Below are 19,112 nucleotides of genomic sequence, written 5' to 3'. Positions count from 1 at the left end.
CGTTGAGCGACCGAGGACATCGCAAGGAGCGTCAGGTGTTCAATGACATAGGACCACTGGAGCTGGTGACGATCATCGTGCTCGCCGTGCTCGTCTTCGGTCCGGACAAGCTCCCGAAGGTCATCCAGGACGTCATGCGCACGATCCGGAAGATCCGCGAGTTCTCGGAGAGTGCCAAGCAGGACATCCGCAGCGAACTGGGCCCGGAGTTCAAGGACTTCGAGTTCGAGGACCTCAACCCCAAGACGTTCATCCGCAAGCAGCTGGACAACGACGATCTGGGGCTGAAGGAGATCCGCAACGGCTTCGACCTGAAGAAGGAGATGGCCGAGGTCACGGACGCGGTCAAGAGCTACGACACCGAGGCCTCCGCGTCGTCGTCCTCGTCCTCGGCCTCCTCGGGGCGCGTGGACATGATCAAGAAGCCCGAGGACCCCGAGCAGGACGAGCGGCCGCCGTTCGACGCGGACGCCACCTAGGCGCACACCCGACGCCGACACGCGCACGCGGGCGCACCCCGCGCACGTGACGCGTTTCATAGCACGCGCCCGTCGCATACGGCCTGAACAGGTCGTTCGTGCGACCCACGCATCCAGCGCCTGCCCTGCGGCTCTCACCGGTGTGGCTATGCTGCCGAGTTGTTGTGCGGACCGGCGAGTACGCCCGATGGGGGGCGGGCCACCCCGGTCCGACGAGAGCGAGGAGGCGTCCGGGCAGATGGAGACGACGAGTCGGGTGGGCGCGCAGACGCCGGCCGCGGAGGGTGCTCAGCAGCTCCCCTCCGCCCGGCGTACGGTCGACGGTTACCTGCGGGCGCCCTTCCCGTGGTATGGCCTCGACGAGGCGTTCACCGGGCCACGCTGGCTGATGCAGGTCGGTACGGCGGCCGACGGTGCCGTCGAGCACGGTTCGATCGGGCACGGTGACGAGCCGTCCGTGCGGGGCGAGGCCGGTTCCGCCGGTGAGCCGCGGGAGAAGTTCGCGGTGGTCGTCACGGTCGCCGCGCAGCCGTCCCGCAGGAGCGCCGACGGCACGGGGCTGCTGGAGGCGACGTCGGTGTCCTCGGCGGCGTGGCTGGCCGGGGTGGGGCTGCTGTCGTTCACCTGGCCCGGGCAGATGGACCACAGCCTGCGGGACGACTGGCTGGACCAGCAGACGGAGACCGCGTGGGCCCTGGCCGACGATCTGGAGGGCCCGGAGTGGTCCAGGCTCTCTCTTCCGGTGGACGGGGTCGCGGCCTCCTTCCACTACCGGGAGTCCGAGTTCGGCTGGGTGCTGGCCGGTACGACCGAGGCCGGGGTCCACTTGGGGGCGTACGGGCGGGGCATGAGCGCGTACGGGCTGGGATTCGCCGTGGTGAAGGACGTTTCCGCTTACGCGTGACAAGAGGGCGCCGGTCGTTTTCGGCGCCCTTTCGCCGCAGTGCCTCAGGTACGTGTGCGGGTGCGGGTGCGTGCCTCAGAACTTGTTCTTCGGCGTGATCCCCAGGGACAGCCCCGACAGGCCCCGCTGGCGGCCGCCCAGCTTGCCGGCGATGGCCTTCAGGGCGCTGCCCGCCGGGGAGTCGGGGTCGGTCAGGACGACCGGCTTGCCCTCGTCGCCGCCCTCGCGGAGGCGGACGTCGATCGGGATCGACCCCAGCACCGGCACCGTCGTACCGGTCGTACGCGTCAGGCCGTCGGCGACCGTCTGGCCGCCGCCCGTGCCGAAAACGTCGACCATCTCGCCGCAGTGCGGGCAGGGCAGGCCGGACATGTTCTCGACCACGCCGACGATCTTCTGGTGGGTCTGGACCGCGATGGAGCCGGCCCGCTCGGCCACCTCGGCCGCCGCCTGCTGAGGCGTCGTCACGACCAGGATCTCGGCGTTCGGGATCAGCTGGGCGATGGAGATCGCGATGTCACCGGTGCCCGGCGGGAGGTCGAGCAGCAGGACGTCCAGGTCACCCCAGTAGACGTCCGCGAGGAACTGCTGGAGCGCGCGGTGCAGCATCGGGCCGCGCCAGACGACCGGGGCGTTGCCCGGGGTGAACATGCCGATGGAGATGACCTTCACACCGTTCGCGGACGGCGGCATGATCATGTTCTCGACCTGGGTGGGACGGCCGTCGGCGCCCAGCATGCGCGGCACGCTGTGGCCGTAGATGTCGGCGTCGACCACACCCACCTTGAGGCCGTCGGCGGCCATGGCGGCGGCCAGGTTCACGGTGACCGAGGACTTGCCGACGCCGCCCTTGCCGGAGGCGACAGCGTAGACGCGGGTGAGGTTGCCCGGCTTGGCGAAGGGGACCTCGCGCTCGGCCTGACCGCCGCGCAGGGCGGAGGCCAGCTCCTTGCGCTGCTCGTCGCTCATGACGTCCAGCGTGACGTCGACCCGGGTGACGCCCTCGACCCCGGAGACCGCCTCGGTGACGCGCTGGGTGATGGTCTCGCGCATGGGGCAGCCGGAGACCGTCAGGTACACGGTGACCGCGACCGCTCCGTCCGCGCCGATCTCCACCGATTTGACCATCCCCAGTTCGGTGATGGGTCGGTTGATCTCGGGGTCGTTCACCGTCGCCAGTGCCTCGCGCACCGCGTCTTCCGTAGCCATAAGGACGATGGTACGGCGCGCCGAGGGGCCTGAGGGATGCCCCTCAGCGGTCGTCTGTGTCACGTCCCGGAGACCGCTCTGCCCGTTCCGCCGGGAATACGACATGCCCGTCGTGGCGCCGTCTGCCCTCCAGCTCCTTGACCAGGTCCTGCAGCTCCGAGCGGATCCAGTCGCGGGTCGCGACCTCGCCCAGGCCCATCCGCAGCGCGGCGATCTCCCGGGTCAGGTACTCGGTGTCGGCGATGGACCGCTCGTTCTGCTTGCGGTCCTGCTCCAGGTTGACCCGGTCGCGGTCGTCCTGCCTGTTCTGCGCGAGCAGGATCAGCGGGGCCGCGTAGGAGGCCTGCAGGGACAGCGCCAGGGTCAGGAAGATGAACGGGTACTGGTCGAAGCGCAGGGCGACGGGTGCGGCGATGTTCCACAGCACCCACACGATGATCACGCCCGTCATCCAGACGATGAAGCGTCCCGTGCCCAGGAACCGGGCGATCTTCTCCGACAGCCGGCCGAAGGCCTCCGGGTCCCACTCGGGCAGGAACCGGTGGCGCGGCGGGCGCGGCTGGTCCAGGCGGGGCGCACGCGGCCGGGTGGCGGCCGTGGCGCCCGCCGGGGTGCGCTCGCGGGTGCTCTCGCGCTCAGGAGCCATGCGTGGCCGCCTCCTCTCCCTCGTCCAGATGGAACTCCGTCTCCCGCCAGTCCTCGGGCAGCATGTGGTCCAGTACGTCGTCCACGGTCACCGCGCCGAGCAGCGCCCCGGCCTCGTCCACCACGGGCGCGGCCACCATGTCGTACGTGGCGAAGAACCCGGCGATGACGGGCAGCGCGGCGTCCGGGGACAGGACCTGCAGATCGTCGTCGACGAGCGAGCTGACCAGCGTGTACGGGGGGTCGCGCAGGAGCCGCTGGAAGTGGACCGTGCCCAGGTACTTTCCGGTCGGGGTCTCGTCGGGCGGGCGGCAGACGTAGACCTGGGCGGCGAGCGCGGGGGAGAGGTCGGGGTTGCGGACGCGGGCGAGCGCGTCGGCGACCGTGGCGTCCGGGCGCAGCACGATCGGCTCGGTGGTCATCAGACCGCCGGCCGTGTGCTCCTCGTACGACATCAGGCGGCGCATGTCGGCCGCGTCGGCCGGCTGCATCAGGCTCAGCAGCCGCTCCTTGTCGTCCTCGGGCAGCTCGGAGAGCAGGTCGGCCGCGTCGTCGGGGTCCATGGCCTCCAGGACGTCCGCCGCGCGCTCCTCCTTCAACTTGCCGAGGATCTCGATCTGGTCGTCCTCCGGCAGCTCCTCCAGGACGTCGGCGAGGCGGTCGTCGTCCAGCGCGGCGGCGACCTCGGCGCGCCGCTTGGCGGAGAGGTGGTGCAGGACGTTGGCGAGGTCGGCGGGGCGCAGCTGCTCGAAGGTGGCGAGCAGGCTCTCGGCGCCCTGGCCGTGCTCCTCCAGGGAGAAGCCGGTGACGGCCGACCACTCGGCGGTCAGCGTCTCGCCCTTGGCCCGCCGGAAGGCGCTCGCCTTCTTCCCCTTGCGCACGAAGACGCGGTCGACCTCCCACACGCGGCGGGCCGGCAGCTGCTGCACGGAGACGTCGAGGACGGTGACCTCCTCGCCGGTCTCCACCAGCGTCACCCGCCGGTCCAGCAGCTCGCCGAAGACCAGCCGCTCGGTGGGCCGCTGCTCGAAGCGCCGGACGTTCATCACACCGGTGGTGATGACCTGCCCGGACTCGACACCGGTGACCCGGGTCATGGGCAGGAAGATACGGCGCCGGGTGGACAGCTCGACGACGAGTCCTAGGACGCGCGGGGGCCTGCGGCCCACGCGCAGCATGACGACCAGGTCGCGCACACGGCCGACCTGATCGCCGTTCGGGTCGAAGACGGGGACCCCGGCGAGGTGCGAGACGAAGATCCGGGGGGCGCCGGCTGCCATGGCTCTGCTTCCTCTGCTGATGTGGCCTGGGAATCGCCCTTTACTGGGGTGTTCCGCTTTGCTTGTGAATTGCTCGGATTTGCCCGCTCGGGTGCGCTTCAGGCTAGCCCGTACCGGTCGGATACGCCCCGGTGGGGGGTCCGGACGGACTCGCTCCGCCCGGCGGCCGAGGCACCGGTACGCTGCGGTACGCCGCTCAGGAACCGTCAGAAAGGCGACCCCACCTGTGACTGCGATTCCCCAGGGCCGTACCCGCCGGGCCGCGCTGGTGACCGCGCTCTGCGCACTCGCCGTGACGGGTTCGGCGGTGCTGACCGGGTGCGGCGCGGACGATCCGGACGCGGGGACGAACGGTGTAGGCAAGCTGCCCGCCGACAGGATCCAGGCGAAGACCCGGGCCGCCGCCCAGGGGGCGTCGGCGGTACGGCTGTCCGGGACCGTGGTCACCAGCGGCCGGACGTACCAGCTGGACATGCGGCTGAAGGACGACGGCGGGACGGGCTCGGTGACCTCGAAGGGGGCGACCTTCAAGCTGCTGCGGGTCGGCAGGCAGCTGTACCTGAAGGCCGACGCGGACTTCTGGAACCAGGCCGGCGGCAAGGGCGACGGCGCGGCCGGCAAGCTGAACGGCAAGTACGTCAAGGTCCCGCAGGGCGACCCCGCGTACAAGAAGTTCAGCGGCTTCACGGACAAGGACCTCCTCCTCGACGGACTGCTGACCCTGCACGGGACGCTGGCGACGGACGGCCATCATGACGAGGCGGGTACCCGCACCATCCGCATCAGCGCGGACAAGGGCTCCGGAGGCAGCCTCGACGTCTCCCTGGAGGGCACCCCCTACCCCCTCCGCCTGGTCCGCGCCGGCGGGGCCGGGACCCTCAGCTTCGCCGACTGGGGTAAGGACTTCGCCGTGGCCGAGCCCGCAAAGGGTGAGACCGTCGATTACGGCCGGCAGCTGCCGGCGTCCTAGGAGAGCCGACGGGACCAGGCGGCGCCGACACCGGCTCCACGCAACCCCGGCGACTCTCCTCCGCCGCAACGGCGCTCGGCCCCTGCTGTGCCTCCGGGCGGTACCGGACCTTCCCGGGCCTCGGCGCTACTTCCTTCTCCGGCGTTTCGAGAGCAGCCTCGGCAGCCCCGCCGGGATCGGCATCCGCGTGGTCGCCGCGGTGGGCACCGGCGCCTCCGCCAAGCTGCCGGACGGCAACGGCATGACAGACCCGGCCGGAGCCAGACGCAGCACCCGGCACTCGCGCGCCCAGCGGGCCGGCATCTCCTCGCCGTCGGGGGCGTTCAGGCGCTTGCCCTTCAGCTCGGCGACGGCCGCCTCCCACTCCTCGGAGCCGGGGGCCGGCTCCGACACGGTCACCGGGAACGTCACCAGCCGGCCACCCTTGTCCTTGCTGCGCGCGGTCACCTCGGCGGTGCCCCCGTCGACCAGCCCCTCCAGCGGCTGTTCGCCGGGCCCGCCGCCGACCAGCCACACCGCGCCCTCGTGCCACACGTGCCACAGCGCACGGGCGGCGGGGCTGCCCGCGCCCCTGACCCAGATGAGGCCGGACTTCTTCGAGGCCTCCTCGATGAGGGCCCGGTCGAGCAGCTCGCTTGTCATGGGCTCAGCCTATCCAGGTCCGCTCAGAGCCAGCCGTTGCGCTTGAGCGTGCGGTGGATGCCGACACAGATGACCACCGTGATGCCCATGATCACCGGGTAGCCGTACTTCCAGTGCAGCTCCGGCATGTACTTGAAGTTCATGCCGTACACCCCGCACACCATCGTCGGCACGGCGATGATCGCGGCCCAGGCAGTGATCTTGCGCATGTCCTCGTTCTGGGCGACGGACGCCTGCGCGAGGTTGGCCTGGAGGATGGAGTTGAGGAGTTCGTCGAAGCCCAGCACCTGCTCCTGGACCCGGGCGAGGTGGTCGGCGACGTCCCGGAAGTACTTCTGGATGTCGGGGTCGACCAGCCGCATCGGCCGCTCGCTCAGCAGCTGCATCGGGCGCAGCAGAGGTGCCACCGCCCGCTTGAACTCCAGCACCTCGCGCTTGAGTTGGTAGATCCGCGCCGAGTCCACACCGCGGGACACCCCGCCCCGGCCCGGCGAGAAGACCTCGGTCTCCACGTCGTCGATGTCGTCCTGCACCGCGTCGGCGACCGCGATGTAGCCGTCGACGACATGGTCGGCGATGGCGTGCAGCACGGCCGAGGGGCCCTTGGCGAGCAGCTCCGGGTCGTCCTGCAGCCGGTGCCTGAGCGCCCGCAGCGAGCCCTGGCCGCCGTGCCGGACCGTGATGAAGAAGTCCCGGCCGGTGAAGCACATGACCTCGCCGGTCTCGACGACCTCGCTGTTGGCGGTGAGCCGGTCGTGCTCGACGTAGTGGATGGTCTTGAAGACGGTGAAGAGCGAGTCGTCGTACCGCTCCAGCTTGGGCCGCTGGTGGGCCTGCACCGCGTCCTCGACGGCCAGCGGATGCAGCCCGAACTCGCTCGCGATACCGGCGAATTCGGCCTCGGTCGGCTCGTGCAGCCCGATCCACACGAAGCCGCCGTCGCGCCGCACCAGCCGCATCGCCTCGTGCGGGCTGAGCGGCCCCGCGCTCGCGACCCGGGCGCCGTCGCGGTAGACGGCGCAGTCGACGACGGCCGACGGGGTGGCGGGGTCACGCGTGGTGTCGTACGAGGCGTTCGACGTGCTCGTGTCCTTGCGCAGCGAGACGCGGGACGGACGGACCACGGCGCGCAGGTCGCGGATCATCGACATGGGCAGGCTCCTTCGCGACAGGCAACGAAAGACCGCCGGCGACGGGTGGAACTACCCGGAATGGGGACGTCCTGACTGTGGGATGTTTGGCACGTCCACAAAGCGGGGAGCACCGCACCGTCGCGGTGGCGACTTCGCTACTGATGCAGAACTGATGCGATCAGACAGATCGGGTGATCAGACGATCAGGCAAAGCGAAACGAAGTGCTCTTCCGAAGGGCAACGCGCACAGGAAGGCGGCAGACAGCCGGAAACCAGCCAGTGACTACATCAGCGGGCGGAAGAGCGAGTGGTACTGCACGGTCGACTTCGATCCATGACAGCCCCACCTCCTCCGGCCGGTCCCTCGTAAGGGAGTGTCCTCGGCGTCGGGACTCGATGGCGACGCTTCTACGTGCTGTCCCGAACCACCGGCTCAGCGTAGCAGCCGCCCGAACTGTCAAGGCGCCGCTTTGCCCGCCACTGACGAGTTCTATGCTCGCCGCATGGCTGATGTTCTTCCTCTGGTCGAGGCACGGTTGACCACCGCCCTGGGCGAGCCGGACGCGCGCGCGGCCGTCACCTTCCTCGGCACGGACCGCATCGAGGTGCTCCGGTTCCAGGAGGGGGACGTCGTGCGGTACGCCACCCTCGGCATGTCCGCGCACCCCATGACCGACCCCAACGCGATGGTCGCCGACCCGGTCGAGGGCCCCCGCGCCGAGCTGGTCCTGTCCGTCCGCGCGGGCCTCGCCGACACCGACAAGGTGTTGCGCCCGCTCGCCGTACTGGCCGCGTCCCCACAGGTGGAGGGCCTGATCGTGGCGCCCGGTGCCTCGCTGGACGTCGGTGACCCGCTGTGGCCGGCCGCCCCCTTCACCTCGGTCCTGGTGGGCGAGCCCGGCGGTCTGGTGGAGGACCTGGAGCTGGACGACCCGATGGAGCCCGTACGGTTCCTGCCGCTGCTGCCGATGACCCCGAACGAGGCCGCCTGGAAGCGGGTGCACGGAGCCCAGGCCCTCCAGGAGCGCTGGCTCGCGAACGGGACGGACCTGAGGGATCCGGCCCGCGGGTCCGTCACGCTCGACTGAACCGGCAGTGACCGATCTCACCAACGCAAGCCCGGAATCGGTCAGTTGGCAAAGGCGGTGACACCGTCCTCGGCGGCGTGCCGCGGCTCCAGCTCCTCCGCCTCCTGGGTCAGCGCCCGGCGCCGCACGGCGACCACGGCCGCGCCCAGCACCGCGGTGACCGCCGCCACCACGAACGGGATGTGGATGTCGGTCCACTCCTCGATCTTCGGCGCGAAGTAGGGCGCGGCGGCGGCCGCGAACCAGCGGACGAAGTTGTAGCCCGCGCTCGCCACCGGGCGCGGCGCGTCCGAGACGCCGAGGGCCAGCTCGGTGTAGACGGTGTTGTTCACGCCGATGAACGCGCCGGACAGAATCGTGCAGACGATCGCGACGGTGTGGTTGCCGTAGCCGAGCGCCAGGACGTCCGCGGCGAGCAGCACCAGCGAGCCGCCGAGCACCTTCGGCGAGCCGAGGCGCGCCTGCATGCGCGGCGCCACGACCACGGAGAAGACCGCCAGCAGCACGCCCCAGGCGAAGAACACCGCGCCCGACCGGTACGGGGACATGTTCAGCACGAACGGCGTGAAGGCCAGCACCGTGAAGAACGTGTAGTTGTAGAAGAAGGCGGAGACCGCCGCCGAGGCGAGGCCGCCGTGGCCGAGCGCCCTGATCGGGTCCAGGACCGAGGTCTTGCGGGCCGGCTTCGGCTGCTCCTTCAGGAACGCCGCGATGCACAGGAAGCCGATCGCCATCAGCGTGGCCGTGCCGAAGAACGGGTAGCGCCAGCTGACGTCGCCGAGGACGGCGCCGAGCAGCGGGCCGCAGGCCATGCCGAGGCCGAGCGCGGACTCGTACAGCAGGATCGCCGCCGCGCTGCCGCCGGCCGCCGCGCCGACGATGACCGCGAGGGCGGTCGAGACGAAGAGCGCGTTGCCGAGGCCCCAGCCCGCCCGGAAGCCGACGAGCTGCGCGACCGAGCCGGAGGTGCCGGCCAGGCCCGCGAAGACGACCACGAAGGCGAGGCCGAGCAGCAGGGTCTTGCGGCCGCCGATGCGGCTGGAGACGAAGCCGGTCAGCAGCATCGCCACAGCGGTGATCAGGAAGTACGAGGTGAAGAGCAGGGAGACCTGGCCGGCGGTGGCGTCGAGGCCCCGTGCGATGGACGGCAGGATCGGGTCGACCAGGCCGATGCCCATGAAGGCCACGACGGAGGCGCCGGCCGTGGCCCAGACCGCCTTGGGCTGTCGCAGGATGCCGCCGGCTCCGGCATCGAAGGAGTCCATCCGCTTTCTCCCGTCCCGCAGAGATGGTTGGTTTATACACATAGTAAGTTAGTGCATCTAATTAATGCAAGATGCATCTAGTTCTGCCTGGCCGGCGGCGCCCGGTCGGGGTCTTCGGTCCGGACGGGTGATCGTCCTTGACGTGGGCGGGCCGGGGTAGGACCGTGGAGCCCTATGAGGGGCGAACCCAGTTGCCCGAGGTGTGGTGGCCGGGTCAGGGCGCCCGGTCTCTTCGCCGATTCGTGGCAGTGTGATGTGCACGGCACGGTGTATCCGCTGCAGCCCGTGATCCCGCCCAGTGTCGAAGCCCTCGGTGCCGTCGTGCACCGCACGCACGTCCCGCTGTGGATGCCCTGGCCGATCCCGGTCGGCTGGCTCTTCACGGGCGTGGCCTACGCCGGCGACGACCGCAGCGGCGGCCGCGCGACCGCCGTCGCCTGTTCCGGACCCGGCCCGCTCGGCGGCCCCGGTGAACTCATCCTGGTCGCGGAGGAACTGGGCGTCGGTCTCGGCGCGCGGTATGCGGGCATCGACGGTCCGGACCCGGGGTCGTACATGAACATCGAGAAGCCGCCGCAGACCAAGGTCCTGGCCGCCGGCCGCCCCACCCCGCTCTGGCACGTCTACCGCACCCCCGACGACCGCGCGGTCTTCGCCGGCGAGGCGCTCGGGATGTGGCTCTGGGCGGTGATGTGGCCGGAGCAGTCCGGCCTGCTCATGTACGACGAGTTGGTGCTCACCGATCTGCGGGACGTGGGCGCGGAGGTGGACCTGGTGCCGTGCGGCGCGTTGTCGCCGCGCTTGCTCCGGCCGTGACGCCCACAGGGGTGGCGTGCGTCGGCGGCGTGCGGGTCGGTAGTGGTTGCTCGCGCGGTTCCGTGCGTCCCTTGAGGTGGGGCCAGTAGGGGGTGCTCAGCGGCTGCGGGTGTGACAGCCGGACTTCAAAACCCCGCTATCCTTAGGTGTCCCCTTCCGTAGCCGTCCCCGTCTGGAGTCACCGTGCGCATCGATCTGCACTGTCACTCCACGGCTTCCGACGGTACGGACACCCCGGCCGAGCTGGTGCTGGGCGCCGCCGCTGCCGGGCTGGACGTCGTCGCGCTGACCGATCACGACACCACCCGTGGGCACGCCGGGGCGATCGCCGCGCTGCCCGAGGGGCTCACCCTGGTCACCGGCGCCGAGCTGTCCTGCCGCATCGACGGCATCTCGATGCACATGCTGGCCTACCTGTTCGACCCCGAGGAGCCCGCGCTGCTCGCCGAGCGCGAGCTGGTGCGGGACGACCGGGTGCCGCGGGCCAAGGGCATGGTCGCCAAGCTCAACGCGCTGGGCGTACCGGTCACCTGGGAGCAGGTCGAGCGGATCGCGGCCGGCGGTTCCGTGGGGCGCCCGCATGTCGCGACGGCGCTGGTCGAGCTGGGCGTCGTACCGACGGTGAGCGACGCGTTCACCGAGGAGTGGCTCGCCGACGGCGGCCGGGCCTTCGTGGAGAAGCACGAGACCGACCCCTTCGAGGCGATCCGGCTGGTCAAGAACGCGGGCGGGGTCTGTGTGTTCGCGCACCCGGCCGCCGCCAAGCGTGGGCGTACGGTCCCCGAGGCGCGGATCGCGGAGATGGCCGAGGCCGGGCTCGACGGCGTCGAGGTCGACCACATGGACCACGACGCCGACGCCCGCGACCGGCTGCGGGCCCTGGCGAAGGACCTGGACCTGCTGGTCACGGGCTCCTCGGACTATCACGGCAGCCGCAAGACCGTGACGCTGGGCGCGTACACGACCGACCCCGAGGTGTACGGGGAGATCACGCGACGGGCCACCGGGGCGTTCCCGGTCCCGGGGGCCGGCGGAGCCTGAGGCCGGACCGCCTCACCGACTCACGCCCGTATCACTTCTTCTGCAAGGCCTGCTGCCCCACCATGTTCGACATCGCTGTCTTCGGCTCACTGTTTCTGACCCTTTTTGTCATCATGGATCCCCCTGGGATCACCCCGATCTTCCTCGCCCTGACCGCCGGCCGTCCGGCCAAGGTGCAGAAGCGCATGGCCTTCCAGGCCGTGTGCGTGGCCGGTGGGGTCATCGCCACGTTCGGCGTCCTGGGCCACCAGATCCTGAACTACCTGCACGTCTCCGTCCCGGCGCTGATGATCTCGGGCGGTCTGCTGCTCCTGCTGATCGCGCTCGACCTGCTCACCGGCAAGACCGACGAGCCGAAGCAGACCAAGGACGTGAACGTGGCGCTCGTACCGCTGGGCATGCCGCTGCTGGCCGGTCCCGTTGCGATCGTGTCCGTCATCCTGGCCGTGCAGAAGGCCGGCAGCATGGCCTCGCAGATCTCGGTGTGGTCCGCGATCCTCGCGATCCATGTCGTGCTGTGGCTGGTGATGCGTTACTCGCTGCTGATCATCCGGGTCATCAAGGACGGCGGTGTCGTGCTGGTGACACGGCTCGCGGGCATGATGCTCTCCGCGATCGCCGTGCAGCAGATCATCAACGGGATCACTCAGGTCATCCGGGGGAGCTGAGCCCTCGTCGGCTCGGCTCCCCCGGACAGCTTGAGTGGGCTGCCCGTTACGAGGCCTGGGTCTCGGCCGGGCGGATCCACAGTCGCTGCCCGATGGCGGCGGCCTGCTGAACGATCCGGTTGACGGAGGCGGCGTCCACGACGGTGCTGTCCACGGTGGTGCCGTCGACCTCGTCGAGTCGCATGATCTCGAAGCGCATGGGCTTCTCCCTTCGTCTGGTCATCCTCCTGCGGAGAACTACTCGGAGCACCGGATGTGTATCCGGTCTCGTTCATAGTCAACGTGCTGCTCGTTACAAACATTCCCTTCTCTAAAGAAATTTTTCGAACGCCTAATTACCGACGGGTAAGCGTACGGTTGTGTTCGCAGCGTGACCACCGGGACAATGGAGGCGATGAACGACGACCTCGCGGCCCTGGGCGGGCGCATCGACCGCACGAACGAGCTGCTGCAGCGCATGCTCGCCGAGGTGGCGAAGACGCCCTCGACCCACGCGATCTTCGTCGACGCCGGTTACCTCTACGCGGCCGCGGGCCGCCTGGTCACCGGTACGGAGGACCGCCGGGCCTTCGACCTCGACGCCGAGGGCCTGATCGACGCGCTGATCGACAAGGCCCGCACGATCTTCGCGGACAGCCGGCTGCTGCGCGTCTACTGGTACGACGGCGCCCGGCGCCGTATCCACACCGCGGAACAGCAGTCCATCGCCGAACTCCCCGACGTCAAGGTCCGCCTGGGCAACCTCAACGCCAACAACCAGCAGAAGGGCGTGGATTCCCTGATCCGTACGGATCTGGAGTCACTGGCCCGCCACCGAGCCATCAGCGACGCGGCCCTGCTCGGCGGCGACGAGGACCTGGTCTCGGCGGTCGAGGCGGCGCAGGGGTACGGCGCCCGCGTCCACCTGTGGGGCATCGAGGCCCCCGAAGGCCGCAACCAGGCCGAGCCCCTGCTCTGGGAGGTCGACAGCCAGCGCACCCTCGACCTCGAGTTCTTCAAGCCCTACGTCTCCCGGCGCACGGCCGCCTATGAGGCCACCGGCGGCGTCCGCCCCACCCGCGAGGACGTCCGTTTCGTCGGTGCCCAGATCGCGGCGATGTGGCTGGTCGCCCGGGGCCGCGAGGCGCTGGCCGAGCTCCTCCCGGGCCACCCCTACCTCCCCGGCTCCGTCGACCAGGACCTGCTGGTGGAGGCCGAGGGTCTGCTCCAGTACTCCCTGCGCGGCCAGGCCGACCTGCGCCGCGCCCTCCGGGACGGCTTCTGGGGGCACCTGCAGGCGCAGTACTAGGCCCGGGCGGCGAGAGTGCGTGCGGCGCGGGGCAGGCGGGAGTCGGACGACGGGTCCTAGGGTCGTTGGCGCGACCCCGCCTCGTCCCAGAAGTCGGCGAGCGCGTGCGCCGTGGCGAGGGGCTGGTCGGTGTTCGGGGAGTGCTCGGCGTCCTCGATCACCGTCCGCCGTGCGTTCAGCCGCAGCGCCATGTCGTCCAGCAGGGGCAGCGGCCAGGTGTCGTCCCGCGAGCCGGACAGGACGTGGAACGGCAGCGGTACGGCGGCCAGTTCCGCTACGCGGTCCGGTTCCGTGCACAACTGGCGCCCAGTGGCGAGGAGTTGGGCGGGCCGGGTGCCCAGCCAGCGGCGCCGCAGGTCGTCCCGCTCGTCGAGACCGCCGTCGAGCGCCGCCGTCTCGGTGTCCTCCGGCGTCTCCATCGCCTGGATCGCGTCCCAGACCTCCGCCATGTCCATCACCGCGAGGGCGTCCCGCAGCAGCTTCACGCGCTGCTGCTGGGACTCCGAGATCTGCGCGGGGCCGGAGGCCATGAGGGTGAGCGACCGGAAGGGCCTGTGGTCGGTGAGCACGGCCGCACGGGAGATCTGGCCGCCGAGGGAATGGCCCAGCAGATGCACCGGCGGTCCGAGCGCCTCGGCCTGCGCCAGCGCGTCGAGCGCCAACTCCCGCTGGGCGTACGCGGATTCGTCGGTCTCGGGCCCGTCCGACTCGTACTGCCCGCGCCCGTCCACGGCCACCGTCCGGTACCCGCGCCGCGCGAGCGGAACGTGCAGCGGATTGAAGTCCTCCTTGCTCCCGGTGAACCCCGGCAGCAGCAGCGCGATCCCGCGGGGCTCGACGCCGTCGGCCACGGGAGCGTCGACGACGGCGAACTCACCGCGCGCGGTCCGCAACGCGTACGCACGGGCACCGGGCGGCGGGAGGAAGGTGGCGGGCCTGCTCATGGGGAGAGGCTACCGGGGCGGTGCCGGCAGCGGACGGGCGCCCTGCGCCGCGGCCGGGCGCCGACGGGGCCGCCGTCGGCGCAGGCGGGGCACCGCACGCCGATCCGTGCGCCCCCGACGGCAGGCTGCCCGCAGCCGCGTGGCGCGCGGTCCGTGGGGTGCTGCGGGTGGGGCAGCCGTCCGCGCCGGGTGGCGAGGCGGGCGGATGCGGCGTCGGGCGTGGGGGCGGATGCGCGACGGCCCGGTCCACATGTGTGGACCGGGCCGTCTGTGTACGGGGTACGCGTGCCGGATCAGGCTTCGCCGACCTCGACGGCAGCCGTGGCCTTGCGGGTACGGCGGCGCGGCTTGGCCTCCGGCTCAGCGGTGGCCTGCGCCGGAATCTCCGCGGCGGCCGCCTTGCGGGTGCGGCGCGGTTTGGCCTCCGGCTCCGTGTCCGCCGGTGCTGCCTCGGTGACGGTGGCGGCGGTCTTGCGGGTGCGGCGGGGTTTGGCCTCGGCTTCGGGGGCCTCGGTCGTCTCCGGCGCGGTGGCGGCCGTCTTGCGGGTGCGGCGCGGCTTGGTCTCCGGCTCCGTGTCCGCCGGTGCTGCCTCGGTGACGGTGGCGGCGGTCTTGCGGGTGCGGCGGGGCTTGGCCTCGGCTTCGGGGGCCTCGGTCGTCTCCGGCGCGGTGGCGGCCGTCTTGCGGGTGCGGCGCGGCTTGGCCTCCGTGCCTTCCGCGGTGTCGGCGGTGGCCTCGGCGGTGACGGCCGCCTTGCGGGTGCGGCGGGGTTTGGCCTCCGGCTCCGTGTCCGCCGGTGCTGCCTCGGTGACGGTGGCGGCGGTCTTGCGGGTGCGGCGGGGCTTGGCCTCGGCTTCGGGGGCCTCGGTCGTCTCCGGCGCGGTGGCGGCCGTCTTGCGGGTGCGGCGCGGCTTGGCCTCCGTGCCCTCGGCCGTGGTGACCGCCGTCTCGGCGGCGGGCTCCGCCGTCTTGCGCGTACGGCGGCGCGGCTTGGCCTCCGGTGCTTCCACCGGCGCGGTCTCGGCCTGGGACTCGGCGGCCACAGGCGTCGCCTCCGCCGCGGGCGCGGCGATCTCGGGTGCCGTCTCGGTCACGGCCGGCTCCGCCGACTTGCGGGTACGGCGGCGGCGCGGCTTCTCCGTGATCTCCGGCTGAGGGGTATCCAGCTCCGCCGGGCCCTCCGCCGTGTCCACCGTCTCGACGGCGGCCTCGGCAGCGGCAACCGGCTGCTCCGGCGCCCCGCCGCGGGTACGGCGACGGCGGCGCAGGCTACGGGGAGCCCTTGACTCCTCCGCGCCGGTGGCCTCGGAGGCGCCGGACTCGGCGGCGGGCACCGCGGTGGTCGTCGCGGCGTCGACCGGTGCTCCGCCGCGGGTGCGACGGCGACGGCGCGGAGTACGGCTCGTACGCTCGCGCTCGGCGGTGCCGGGCTCGGGACGGTCACCGCGCTCACCCCGGCCACCACGGCCACGGCCACGTGCGCCACGCCCGCCGGTCTCGCCGAGGTCCTCGAGCTCCTCCGCGTCCAGACCGGCGCGGGTCCGCTCCGAGCGCGGCAGGGTGCCCTTCGTCCCCTCGGGGATGCCGAGGTCGGAGAACAGGTGCGGGGAGCTCGAGTACGTCTCCACCGGGTCGTTGAAGTCCAGCTCCAGCGCCTTGTTGATCAGCTGCCAGCGCGGGATGTCGTCCCAGTCGACGAACGTGATCGCCGTACCCTTGGCGCCCGCGCGGCCCGTGCGGCCGACCCGGTGCAGGTACGTCTTCTCGTCCTCGGGGGACTGGTAGTTGATGACGTGGGTCACGCCCTCGACGTCGATGCCGCGTGCGGCGACGTCGGTGCAGACGAGGACGTCGACCTTGCCGTTGCGGAAGGCGCGCAGCGCCTGCTCGCGGGCGCCCTGGCCGAGGTCGCCGTGGACCGCGCCGGAGGCGAAGCCGCGGCGCTGCAGCTGCTCGGCGATGTCGGCGGCCGTGCGCTTGGTACGGCAGAAGATCATCGCCAGTCCGCGGCCCTCGGCCTGCAGGATGCGGGCGACCATCTCCGGCTTGTCCATGTTGTGCGCGCGGTAGACGAACTGCTTGATGTTCGCGACCGTCGCGCCCTCGTCGTCCGGCGCGGTGGCGCGGATGTGCGTGGGCCGCGCCATGTAGCGGCGCGCGAGGCCGATGACCGCGCCCGGCATGGTCGCCGAGAACAGCATCGTCTGGCGCTTGACCGGCAGCATGTCGATGATCTTCTCGACGTCGGGCAGGAAGCCCAGGTCGAGCATCTCGTCGGCCTCGTCGAGGACCAGGCACTTGACGTGCTTGAGGTTCAGCTTCTTCTGGCCCGCGAGGTCGAGCAGGCGGCCCGGGGTGCCGACGACCACGTCGACGCCCCTCTTCAGCGCCTCCACCTGGGGCTCGTAGGCCCGGCCGCCGTAGATAGCGGTCACGCGCACGTTACGGACCTTGCCGGCCGTCAGCAGGTCGTTGGTGACCTGGGTGCACAGCTCGCGCGTGGGGACGACGACGAGCGCCTGCGGGGCGTCGGTGAGGGCCTCGGGGGCGGCGCGTCCGGCCTCCACGTCGGCGGGTACGGTGACGCGCTCCAGGAGCGGAAGACCGAAGCCCAGCGTCTTGCCGGTGCCGGTCTTGGCCTGGCCGATGACGTCCGTGCCCGAGAGGGCGACGGGAAGCGTCATCTCCTGGATGGGGAAGGGAGTGATGATGCCGACGGCCTCCAGGGCCTCGGCGGTCTCGGGAAGGATTCCGAGTTCTCGAAACGTCGTAGTCAGGGTCATGCCTCTTCTGTGTGTGCGGCGCGAGGCGAGCGCGGGGGTCATGTCTGACCGTGCCGGGGTACGTCGGCTGCCGTACGGACGAACCACTCAAGGCAAGCCGTATGACACGGGACCTCTGCCGACGCTCTAGCGCTCGTACCGCTGAGGGTGTCCCTCCGGTCGTCGTACGTACTGTGCCGTACGGCCAGGGAGGGCTGTCGGGTCGGAGCCGATCGGGCCACCGACCGGGCATCCTCATGCGTGCGGCCTGTCGCGAGACGTCGAACACCGTCGGCGCACTCAGGCAGGCGCATTACCACCATACCCCGGATCCGCGCACATGTGATGGCCGATTTGGTCACGTCATGGTGGTCACACTGATCGGGCGGGACCTTCCGACGCCACGCGAGCGGGCTATTGTGCGCCTCATGACTAGCTCTGACAAGCCTGAGAACGACTCCGCAGTGCCCACGGGCGTCGCCGCCCAGGACTGGGCGCAGGCCTCCGCCGACCCGCAGTACCACGCCGCCGTCGTGGACCTGCTCGGCGCGCTCGCGTACGGGGAGCTGGCGGCGTTCGAGCGGCTCGCGGAGGACGCGAAGCTCGCGCCGACCCTCGCGGACAAGGCGGAGCTGGCGAAGATGGCCTCGGCCGAGTTCCACCACTTCGAGCGGCTGCGGGACCGGCTGACCGAGATCGGCGAGGAGCCGACCGCCGCGATGGACCCGTTCGTCGCCGCACTCGACGGCTTCCACCGGCAGACGGCGCCCTCGGACTGGCTGGAGGGCCTGGTCAAGGCGTACGTCGGCGACTCGATCGCGAGCGACTTCTACCGGGAGGTCGCGGCGCGGCTCGACACCGACACCCGTGAGCTCGTCCTCGCCGTCCTCGACGACACCGGGCACGCCGGGTTCGCGGTGGAGAAGGTGCGGGCCGCCATCGACGCCGACCCGCGCGTGGGCGGCCGGCTGGCGCTGTGGGCGCGGCGGCTGATGGGCGAGGCGCTGTCGCAGTCCCAGCGGGTCGTCGCCGACCGGGATGCGCTGTCGACGATGCTCGTGGGCGGGGTGGCCGACGGGTTCGATCTCGCGGAGGTCGGGAGGATGTTCTCGCGGATCACCGAGGCGCACACCAAGCGGATGGCCGCGCTGGGCCTCGCTGCCTGAGAACGGGTACGTCCCGTCGGGCGGGTGCCGCTGTCGCGGCTGCGGGGCGCGTCTGGTCGCGCCCCGCGGGGGAGCCGGACGGCCCACACAGCCCCGCCCCTTCGGGACGCGACTTCCGCCGCCTTCCGACAAGTGCGGCTTTCTACGCCACCAATGATCGTCGGCGCAGGCGCCCCGCCGGGCGCAGGAGCAGGGACAGGGATGCCGCCGAGATGATCGCTGCGCCCACGAGGCTCAGCCAGGCGGTGCCGGGGCCGAGGGCGGTGTGGGTGACGAAGTCGCCGAAGAGGGCTCCGGTGACGCCCGTGCACAGGACCAGCGGGCGCGCCGGCAGCCGGTGGGACAGACGGTGTGCCGCCGCCCAGGCGAGGATCAGACCGAGCACTGCGGACGCGAGTGCTTCCAGGATCATGTCGGGGTCCCTCCCACGGCCGGGCTGTCCACATGCGCTCGTAGCCCGTCATACCCGTGACCTGCGGAGTGCAATCCTCCGCTGTGCAGGAGTTGTGCTCCGACTGTGTGCACTCCCCATGTGGAAGGGCCCGGCGGCACACGGCCGCCGGGCCCTTCCCACGACGTCGGCCTACAGGGTGCCGAAGCCCACCTTGCGCACGGTCGGCTCGCCGATCTCCACGTACGCCAGACGGTCCGTCGGCACCAAGACCTTGCGGCCCTTCTCGTCCTGCAGGCTCAGCAGCTGCGTCTTTCCGGCCAGCGCGTCGCTCACCAGGCGCTCGACCTCCTCGACGCTCTGACCGCTCTCCAGAACGATCTCGCGGGGCGCGTACTGCACGCCGATCTTGACCTCCACG

Annotated in this window: 20 protein-coding genes; 9 read left to right on the top strand and 11 right to left on the bottom strand. The window is 71.2% G+C overall.

The genetic code is table 11. The features are described from left to right. The first annotated feature begins 35 nt into the window (after positions 1-35). Both AB0L59_RS36800 and AB0L59_RS36795 read left to right on the top strand, forming a co-directional pair. On the top strand, positions 36-479 hold the full coding sequence (locus tag AB0L59_RS36800; RefSeq protein ID WP_365591152.1) for a sec-independent translocase: 444 nt from the start codon (positions 36-38) through the stop codon (positions 477-479). A 238-nt stretch (positions 480-717) separates the two neighbouring features. Next, positions 718-1,383, top strand: a complete 666-nt coding sequence (locus AB0L59_RS36795; protein ID WP_365591150.1) for a hypothetical protein — start codon at positions 718-720, stop codon at positions 1,381-1,383. 75 nt (positions 1,384-1,458) lie between these two features. On the opposite strand, the gene AB0L59_RS36790 is transcribed toward AB0L59_RS36795, so the two are convergent. From AB0L59_RS36790 to AB0L59_RS36780, 3 genes are read right to left on the bottom strand one after another with little or no spacing between them, the layout of a single operon-like run. After that, entirely contained in the window at positions 1,459-2,592 is a 1,134-nt protein-coding gene (locus AB0L59_RS36790) for an Mrp/NBP35 family ATP-binding protein (RefSeq protein ID WP_365591148.1), read from the bottom strand. Positions 2,593-2,635: 43 nt separating this feature from the next. Next, positions 2,636-3,238: a DUF1003 domain-containing protein gene (locus AB0L59_RS36785; RefSeq protein WP_365591147.1), complete on the bottom strand. Its 603-nt coding sequence runs from the start codon at positions 3,236-3,238 to the stop codon at positions 2,636-2,638. Beyond that, a complete protein-coding gene (locus tag AB0L59_RS36780) occupies positions 3,228-4,517 on the bottom strand; it encodes a CBS domain-containing protein (RefSeq protein ID WP_365591145.1) in 1,290 nt (429 codons plus the stop codon). The genes AB0L59_RS36785 and AB0L59_RS36780 overlap by 11 nt, the downstream gene beginning before the upstream one ends. Positions 4,518-4,743: 226 nt before the next feature. Here AB0L59_RS36780 and AB0L59_RS36775 point away from each other — a divergent pair, with 226 nt between their 5' ends. After that, entirely contained in the window at positions 4,744-5,487 is a 744-nt protein-coding gene (locus AB0L59_RS36775) for a hypothetical protein (protein ID WP_365591143.1), read from the top strand. A 126-nt stretch (positions 5,488-5,613) separates the two neighbouring features. Here AB0L59_RS36775 and AB0L59_RS36770 read toward each other — a convergent pair whose 3' ends face one another. Beyond that, complete coding sequence (locus AB0L59_RS36770; protein ID WP_365591142.1) at positions 5,614-6,129, bottom strand: hypothetical protein; 516 nt, start codon at positions 6,127-6,129, stop codon at positions 5,614-5,616. A 23-nt stretch (positions 6,130-6,152) separates the two neighbouring features. Further along, on the bottom strand, positions 6,153-7,280 hold the full coding sequence (locus AB0L59_RS36765; protein WP_365591140.1) for a magnesium and cobalt transport protein CorA: 1,128 nt from the start codon (positions 7,278-7,280) through the stop codon (positions 6,153-6,155). 485 nt (positions 7,281-7,765) lie between these two features. Between AB0L59_RS36765 and AB0L59_RS36760 the strand changes: the two genes are divergently transcribed. Beyond that, on the top strand, positions 7,766-8,350 hold the full coding sequence (locus AB0L59_RS36760) for a suppressor of fused domain protein (RefSeq protein ID WP_365591139.1): 585 nt from the start codon (positions 7,766-7,768) through the stop codon (positions 8,348-8,350). 41 nt (positions 8,351-8,391) lie between these two features. Here the strand turns inward: AB0L59_RS36760 and AB0L59_RS36755 are convergent, their stop codons facing one another. After that, on the bottom strand, positions 8,392-9,615 hold the full coding sequence (locus AB0L59_RS36755) for an MFS transporter (RefSeq protein ID WP_365591137.1): 1,224 nt from the start codon (positions 9,613-9,615) through the stop codon (positions 8,392-8,394). A 174-nt stretch (positions 9,616-9,789) separates the two neighbouring features. On the opposite strand from AB0L59_RS36755, the gene AB0L59_RS36750 reads away from it, so the two are divergent. The 3 genes from AB0L59_RS36750 to AB0L59_RS36740 all read left to right on the top strand — a co-directional run bounded on the left by AB0L59_RS36750 (position 9,790) and on the right by AB0L59_RS36740 (position 12,140). Further along, positions 9,790-10,431 carry a DUF6758 family protein gene (locus AB0L59_RS36750; protein WP_365591136.1) on the top strand — a complete coding sequence of 214 codons (642 nt, stop codon included), beginning with the start codon at positions 9,790-9,792 and terminating at the stop codon, positions 10,429-10,431. 183 nt (positions 10,432-10,614) lie between these two features. After that, the gene (locus AB0L59_RS36745; protein WP_365591135.1) at positions 10,615-11,472 is read left to right on the top strand and encodes a PHP domain-containing protein; all 858 of its coding nucleotides are present in this window, start codon (positions 10,615-10,617) and stop codon (positions 11,470-11,472) included. Positions 11,473-11,534: 62 nt separating this feature from the next. Beyond that, a complete protein-coding gene (locus AB0L59_RS36740) occupies positions 11,535-12,140 on the top strand; it encodes a MarC family protein (RefSeq protein ID WP_365591134.1) in 606 nt (201 codons plus the stop codon). 46 nt (positions 12,141-12,186) lie between these two features. On the opposite strand, the gene AB0L59_RS36735 is transcribed toward AB0L59_RS36740, so the two are convergent. After that, entirely contained in the window at positions 12,187-12,339 is a 153-nt protein-coding gene (locus AB0L59_RS36735) for a hypothetical protein (protein ID WP_099054875.1), read from the bottom strand. Positions 12,340-12,525: 186 nt separating this feature from the next. Here AB0L59_RS36735 and AB0L59_RS36730 point away from each other — a divergent pair, with 186 nt between their 5' ends. Next, on the top strand, positions 12,526-13,428 hold the full coding sequence (locus AB0L59_RS36730) for an NYN domain-containing protein (protein WP_365591202.1): 903 nt from the start codon (positions 12,526-12,528) through the stop codon (positions 13,426-13,428). Between the two features lie 56 nt (positions 13,429-13,484). Here AB0L59_RS36730 and AB0L59_RS36725 read toward each other — a convergent pair whose 3' ends face one another. Together AB0L59_RS36725 and AB0L59_RS36720 are read right to left on the bottom strand one after the other, a co-directional pair. Beyond that, positions 13,485-14,372 (bottom strand): alpha/beta hydrolase, encoded by an 888-nt coding sequence (locus AB0L59_RS36725; RefSeq protein WP_365591132.1) that lies wholly within the window; start codon positions 14,370-14,372, stop codon positions 13,485-13,487. Between the two features lie 293 nt (positions 14,373-14,665). Next, a complete protein-coding gene (locus AB0L59_RS36720) occupies positions 14,666-17,155 on the bottom strand; it encodes a DEAD/DEAH box helicase (RefSeq protein ID WP_365591131.1) in 2,490 nt (829 codons plus the stop codon). Between the two features lie 407 nt (positions 17,156-17,562). Here AB0L59_RS36720 and AB0L59_RS36715 point away from each other — a divergent pair, with 407 nt between their 5' ends. Further along, on the top strand, positions 17,563-18,300 hold the full coding sequence (locus tag AB0L59_RS36715) for a ferritin-like fold-containing protein (RefSeq protein ID WP_365591129.1): 738 nt from the start codon (positions 17,563-17,565) through the stop codon (positions 18,298-18,300). Between the two features lie 142 nt (positions 18,301-18,442). On the opposite strand, the gene AB0L59_RS36710 is transcribed toward AB0L59_RS36715, so the two are convergent. Next, positions 18,443-18,712: a hypothetical protein gene (locus tag AB0L59_RS36710; RefSeq protein WP_365591128.1), complete on the bottom strand. Its 270-nt coding sequence runs from the start codon at positions 18,710-18,712 to the stop codon at positions 18,443-18,445. A gap of 171 nt (positions 18,713-18,883) precedes the next feature. Further along, complete coding sequence (locus AB0L59_RS36705; RefSeq protein ID WP_031163497.1) at positions 18,884-19,111, bottom strand: DUF3107 domain-containing protein; 228 nt, start codon at positions 19,109-19,111, stop codon at positions 18,884-18,886. Position 19,112: the final 1 nt, after the last annotated feature.

This window comes from Streptomyces sp. NPDC052109, from assembly GCF_040680195.1.
Lineage (GTDB): Bacteria > Actinomycetota > Actinomycetes > Streptomycetales > Streptomycetaceae > Streptomyces.
The sequence above is the reverse complement of the archived record's forward strand: the minus strand, read 5'-3'. Positions and strand labels throughout refer to the sequence as shown.

What these genes read in the sequence shown, in the direction of transcription:
- AB0L59_RS36730 (WP_365591202.1), top strand. Translation starts at nt 12,526, where the DNA reads ATGGAGGCGATGAACGACGACCTCGCGGCCCTGGGCGGGCGCATCGAC.
- AB0L59_RS36795 (WP_365591150.1), top strand. Translation starts at nt 718, where the DNA reads ATGGAGACGACGAGTCGGGTGGGCGCGCAGACGCCGGCCGCGGAGGGT.
- AB0L59_RS36735 (WP_099054875.1), bottom strand. Translation starts at nt 12,339, where the DNA reads ATGCGCTTCGAGATCATGCGACTCGACGAGGTCGACGGCACCACCGTG.
- AB0L59_RS36770 (WP_365591142.1), bottom strand. Translation starts at nt 6,129, where the DNA reads ATGACAAGCGAGCTGCTCGACCGGGCCCTCATCGAGGAGGCCTCGAAG.
- AB0L59_RS36715 (WP_365591129.1), top strand. Translation starts at nt 17,563, where the DNA reads ATGACTAGCTCTGACAAGCCTGAGAACGACTCCGCAGTGCCCACGGGC.
- AB0L59_RS36750 (WP_365591136.1), top strand. Translation starts at nt 9,790, where the DNA reads ATGAGGGGCGAACCCAGTTGCCCGAGGTGTGGTGGCCGGGTCAGGGCG.
- AB0L59_RS36760 (WP_365591139.1), top strand. Translation starts at nt 7,766, where the DNA reads ATGGCTGATGTTCTTCCTCTGGTCGAGGCACGGTTGACCACCGCCCTG.
- AB0L59_RS36780 (WP_365591145.1), bottom strand. Translation starts at nt 4,517, where the DNA reads ATGGCAGCCGGCGCCCCCCGGATCTTCGTCTCGCACCTCGCCGGGGTC.
- AB0L59_RS36755 (WP_365591137.1), bottom strand. Translation starts at nt 9,615, where the DNA reads ATGGACTCCTTCGATGCCGGAGCCGGCGGCATCCTGCGACAGCCCAAG.
- AB0L59_RS36725 (WP_365591132.1), bottom strand. Translation starts at nt 14,372, where the DNA reads ATGAGCAGGCCCGCCACCTTCCTCCCGCCGCCCGGTGCCCGTGCGTAC.
- AB0L59_RS36740 (WP_365591134.1), top strand. Translation starts at nt 11,535, where the DNA reads ATGTTCGACATCGCTGTCTTCGGCTCACTGTTTCTGACCCTTTTTGTC.
- AB0L59_RS36785 (WP_365591147.1), bottom strand. Translation starts at nt 3,238, where the DNA reads ATGGCTCCTGAGCGCGAGAGCACCCGCGAGCGCACCCCGGCGGGCGCC.
- AB0L59_RS36790 (WP_365591148.1), bottom strand. Translation starts at nt 2,592, where the DNA reads ATGGCTACGGAAGACGCGGTGCGCGAGGCACTGGCGACGGTGAACGAC.
- AB0L59_RS36710 (WP_365591128.1), bottom strand. Translation starts at nt 18,712, where the DNA reads ATGATCCTGGAAGCACTCGCGTCCGCAGTGCTCGGTCTGATCCTCGCC.
- AB0L59_RS36765 (WP_365591140.1), bottom strand. Translation starts at nt 7,280, where the DNA reads ATGTCGATGATCCGCGACCTGCGCGCCGTGGTCCGTCCGTCCCGCGTC.
- AB0L59_RS36720 (WP_365591131.1), bottom strand. Translation starts at nt 17,155, where the DNA reads ATGACCCTGACTACGACGTTTCGAGAACTCGGAATCCTTCCCGAGACC.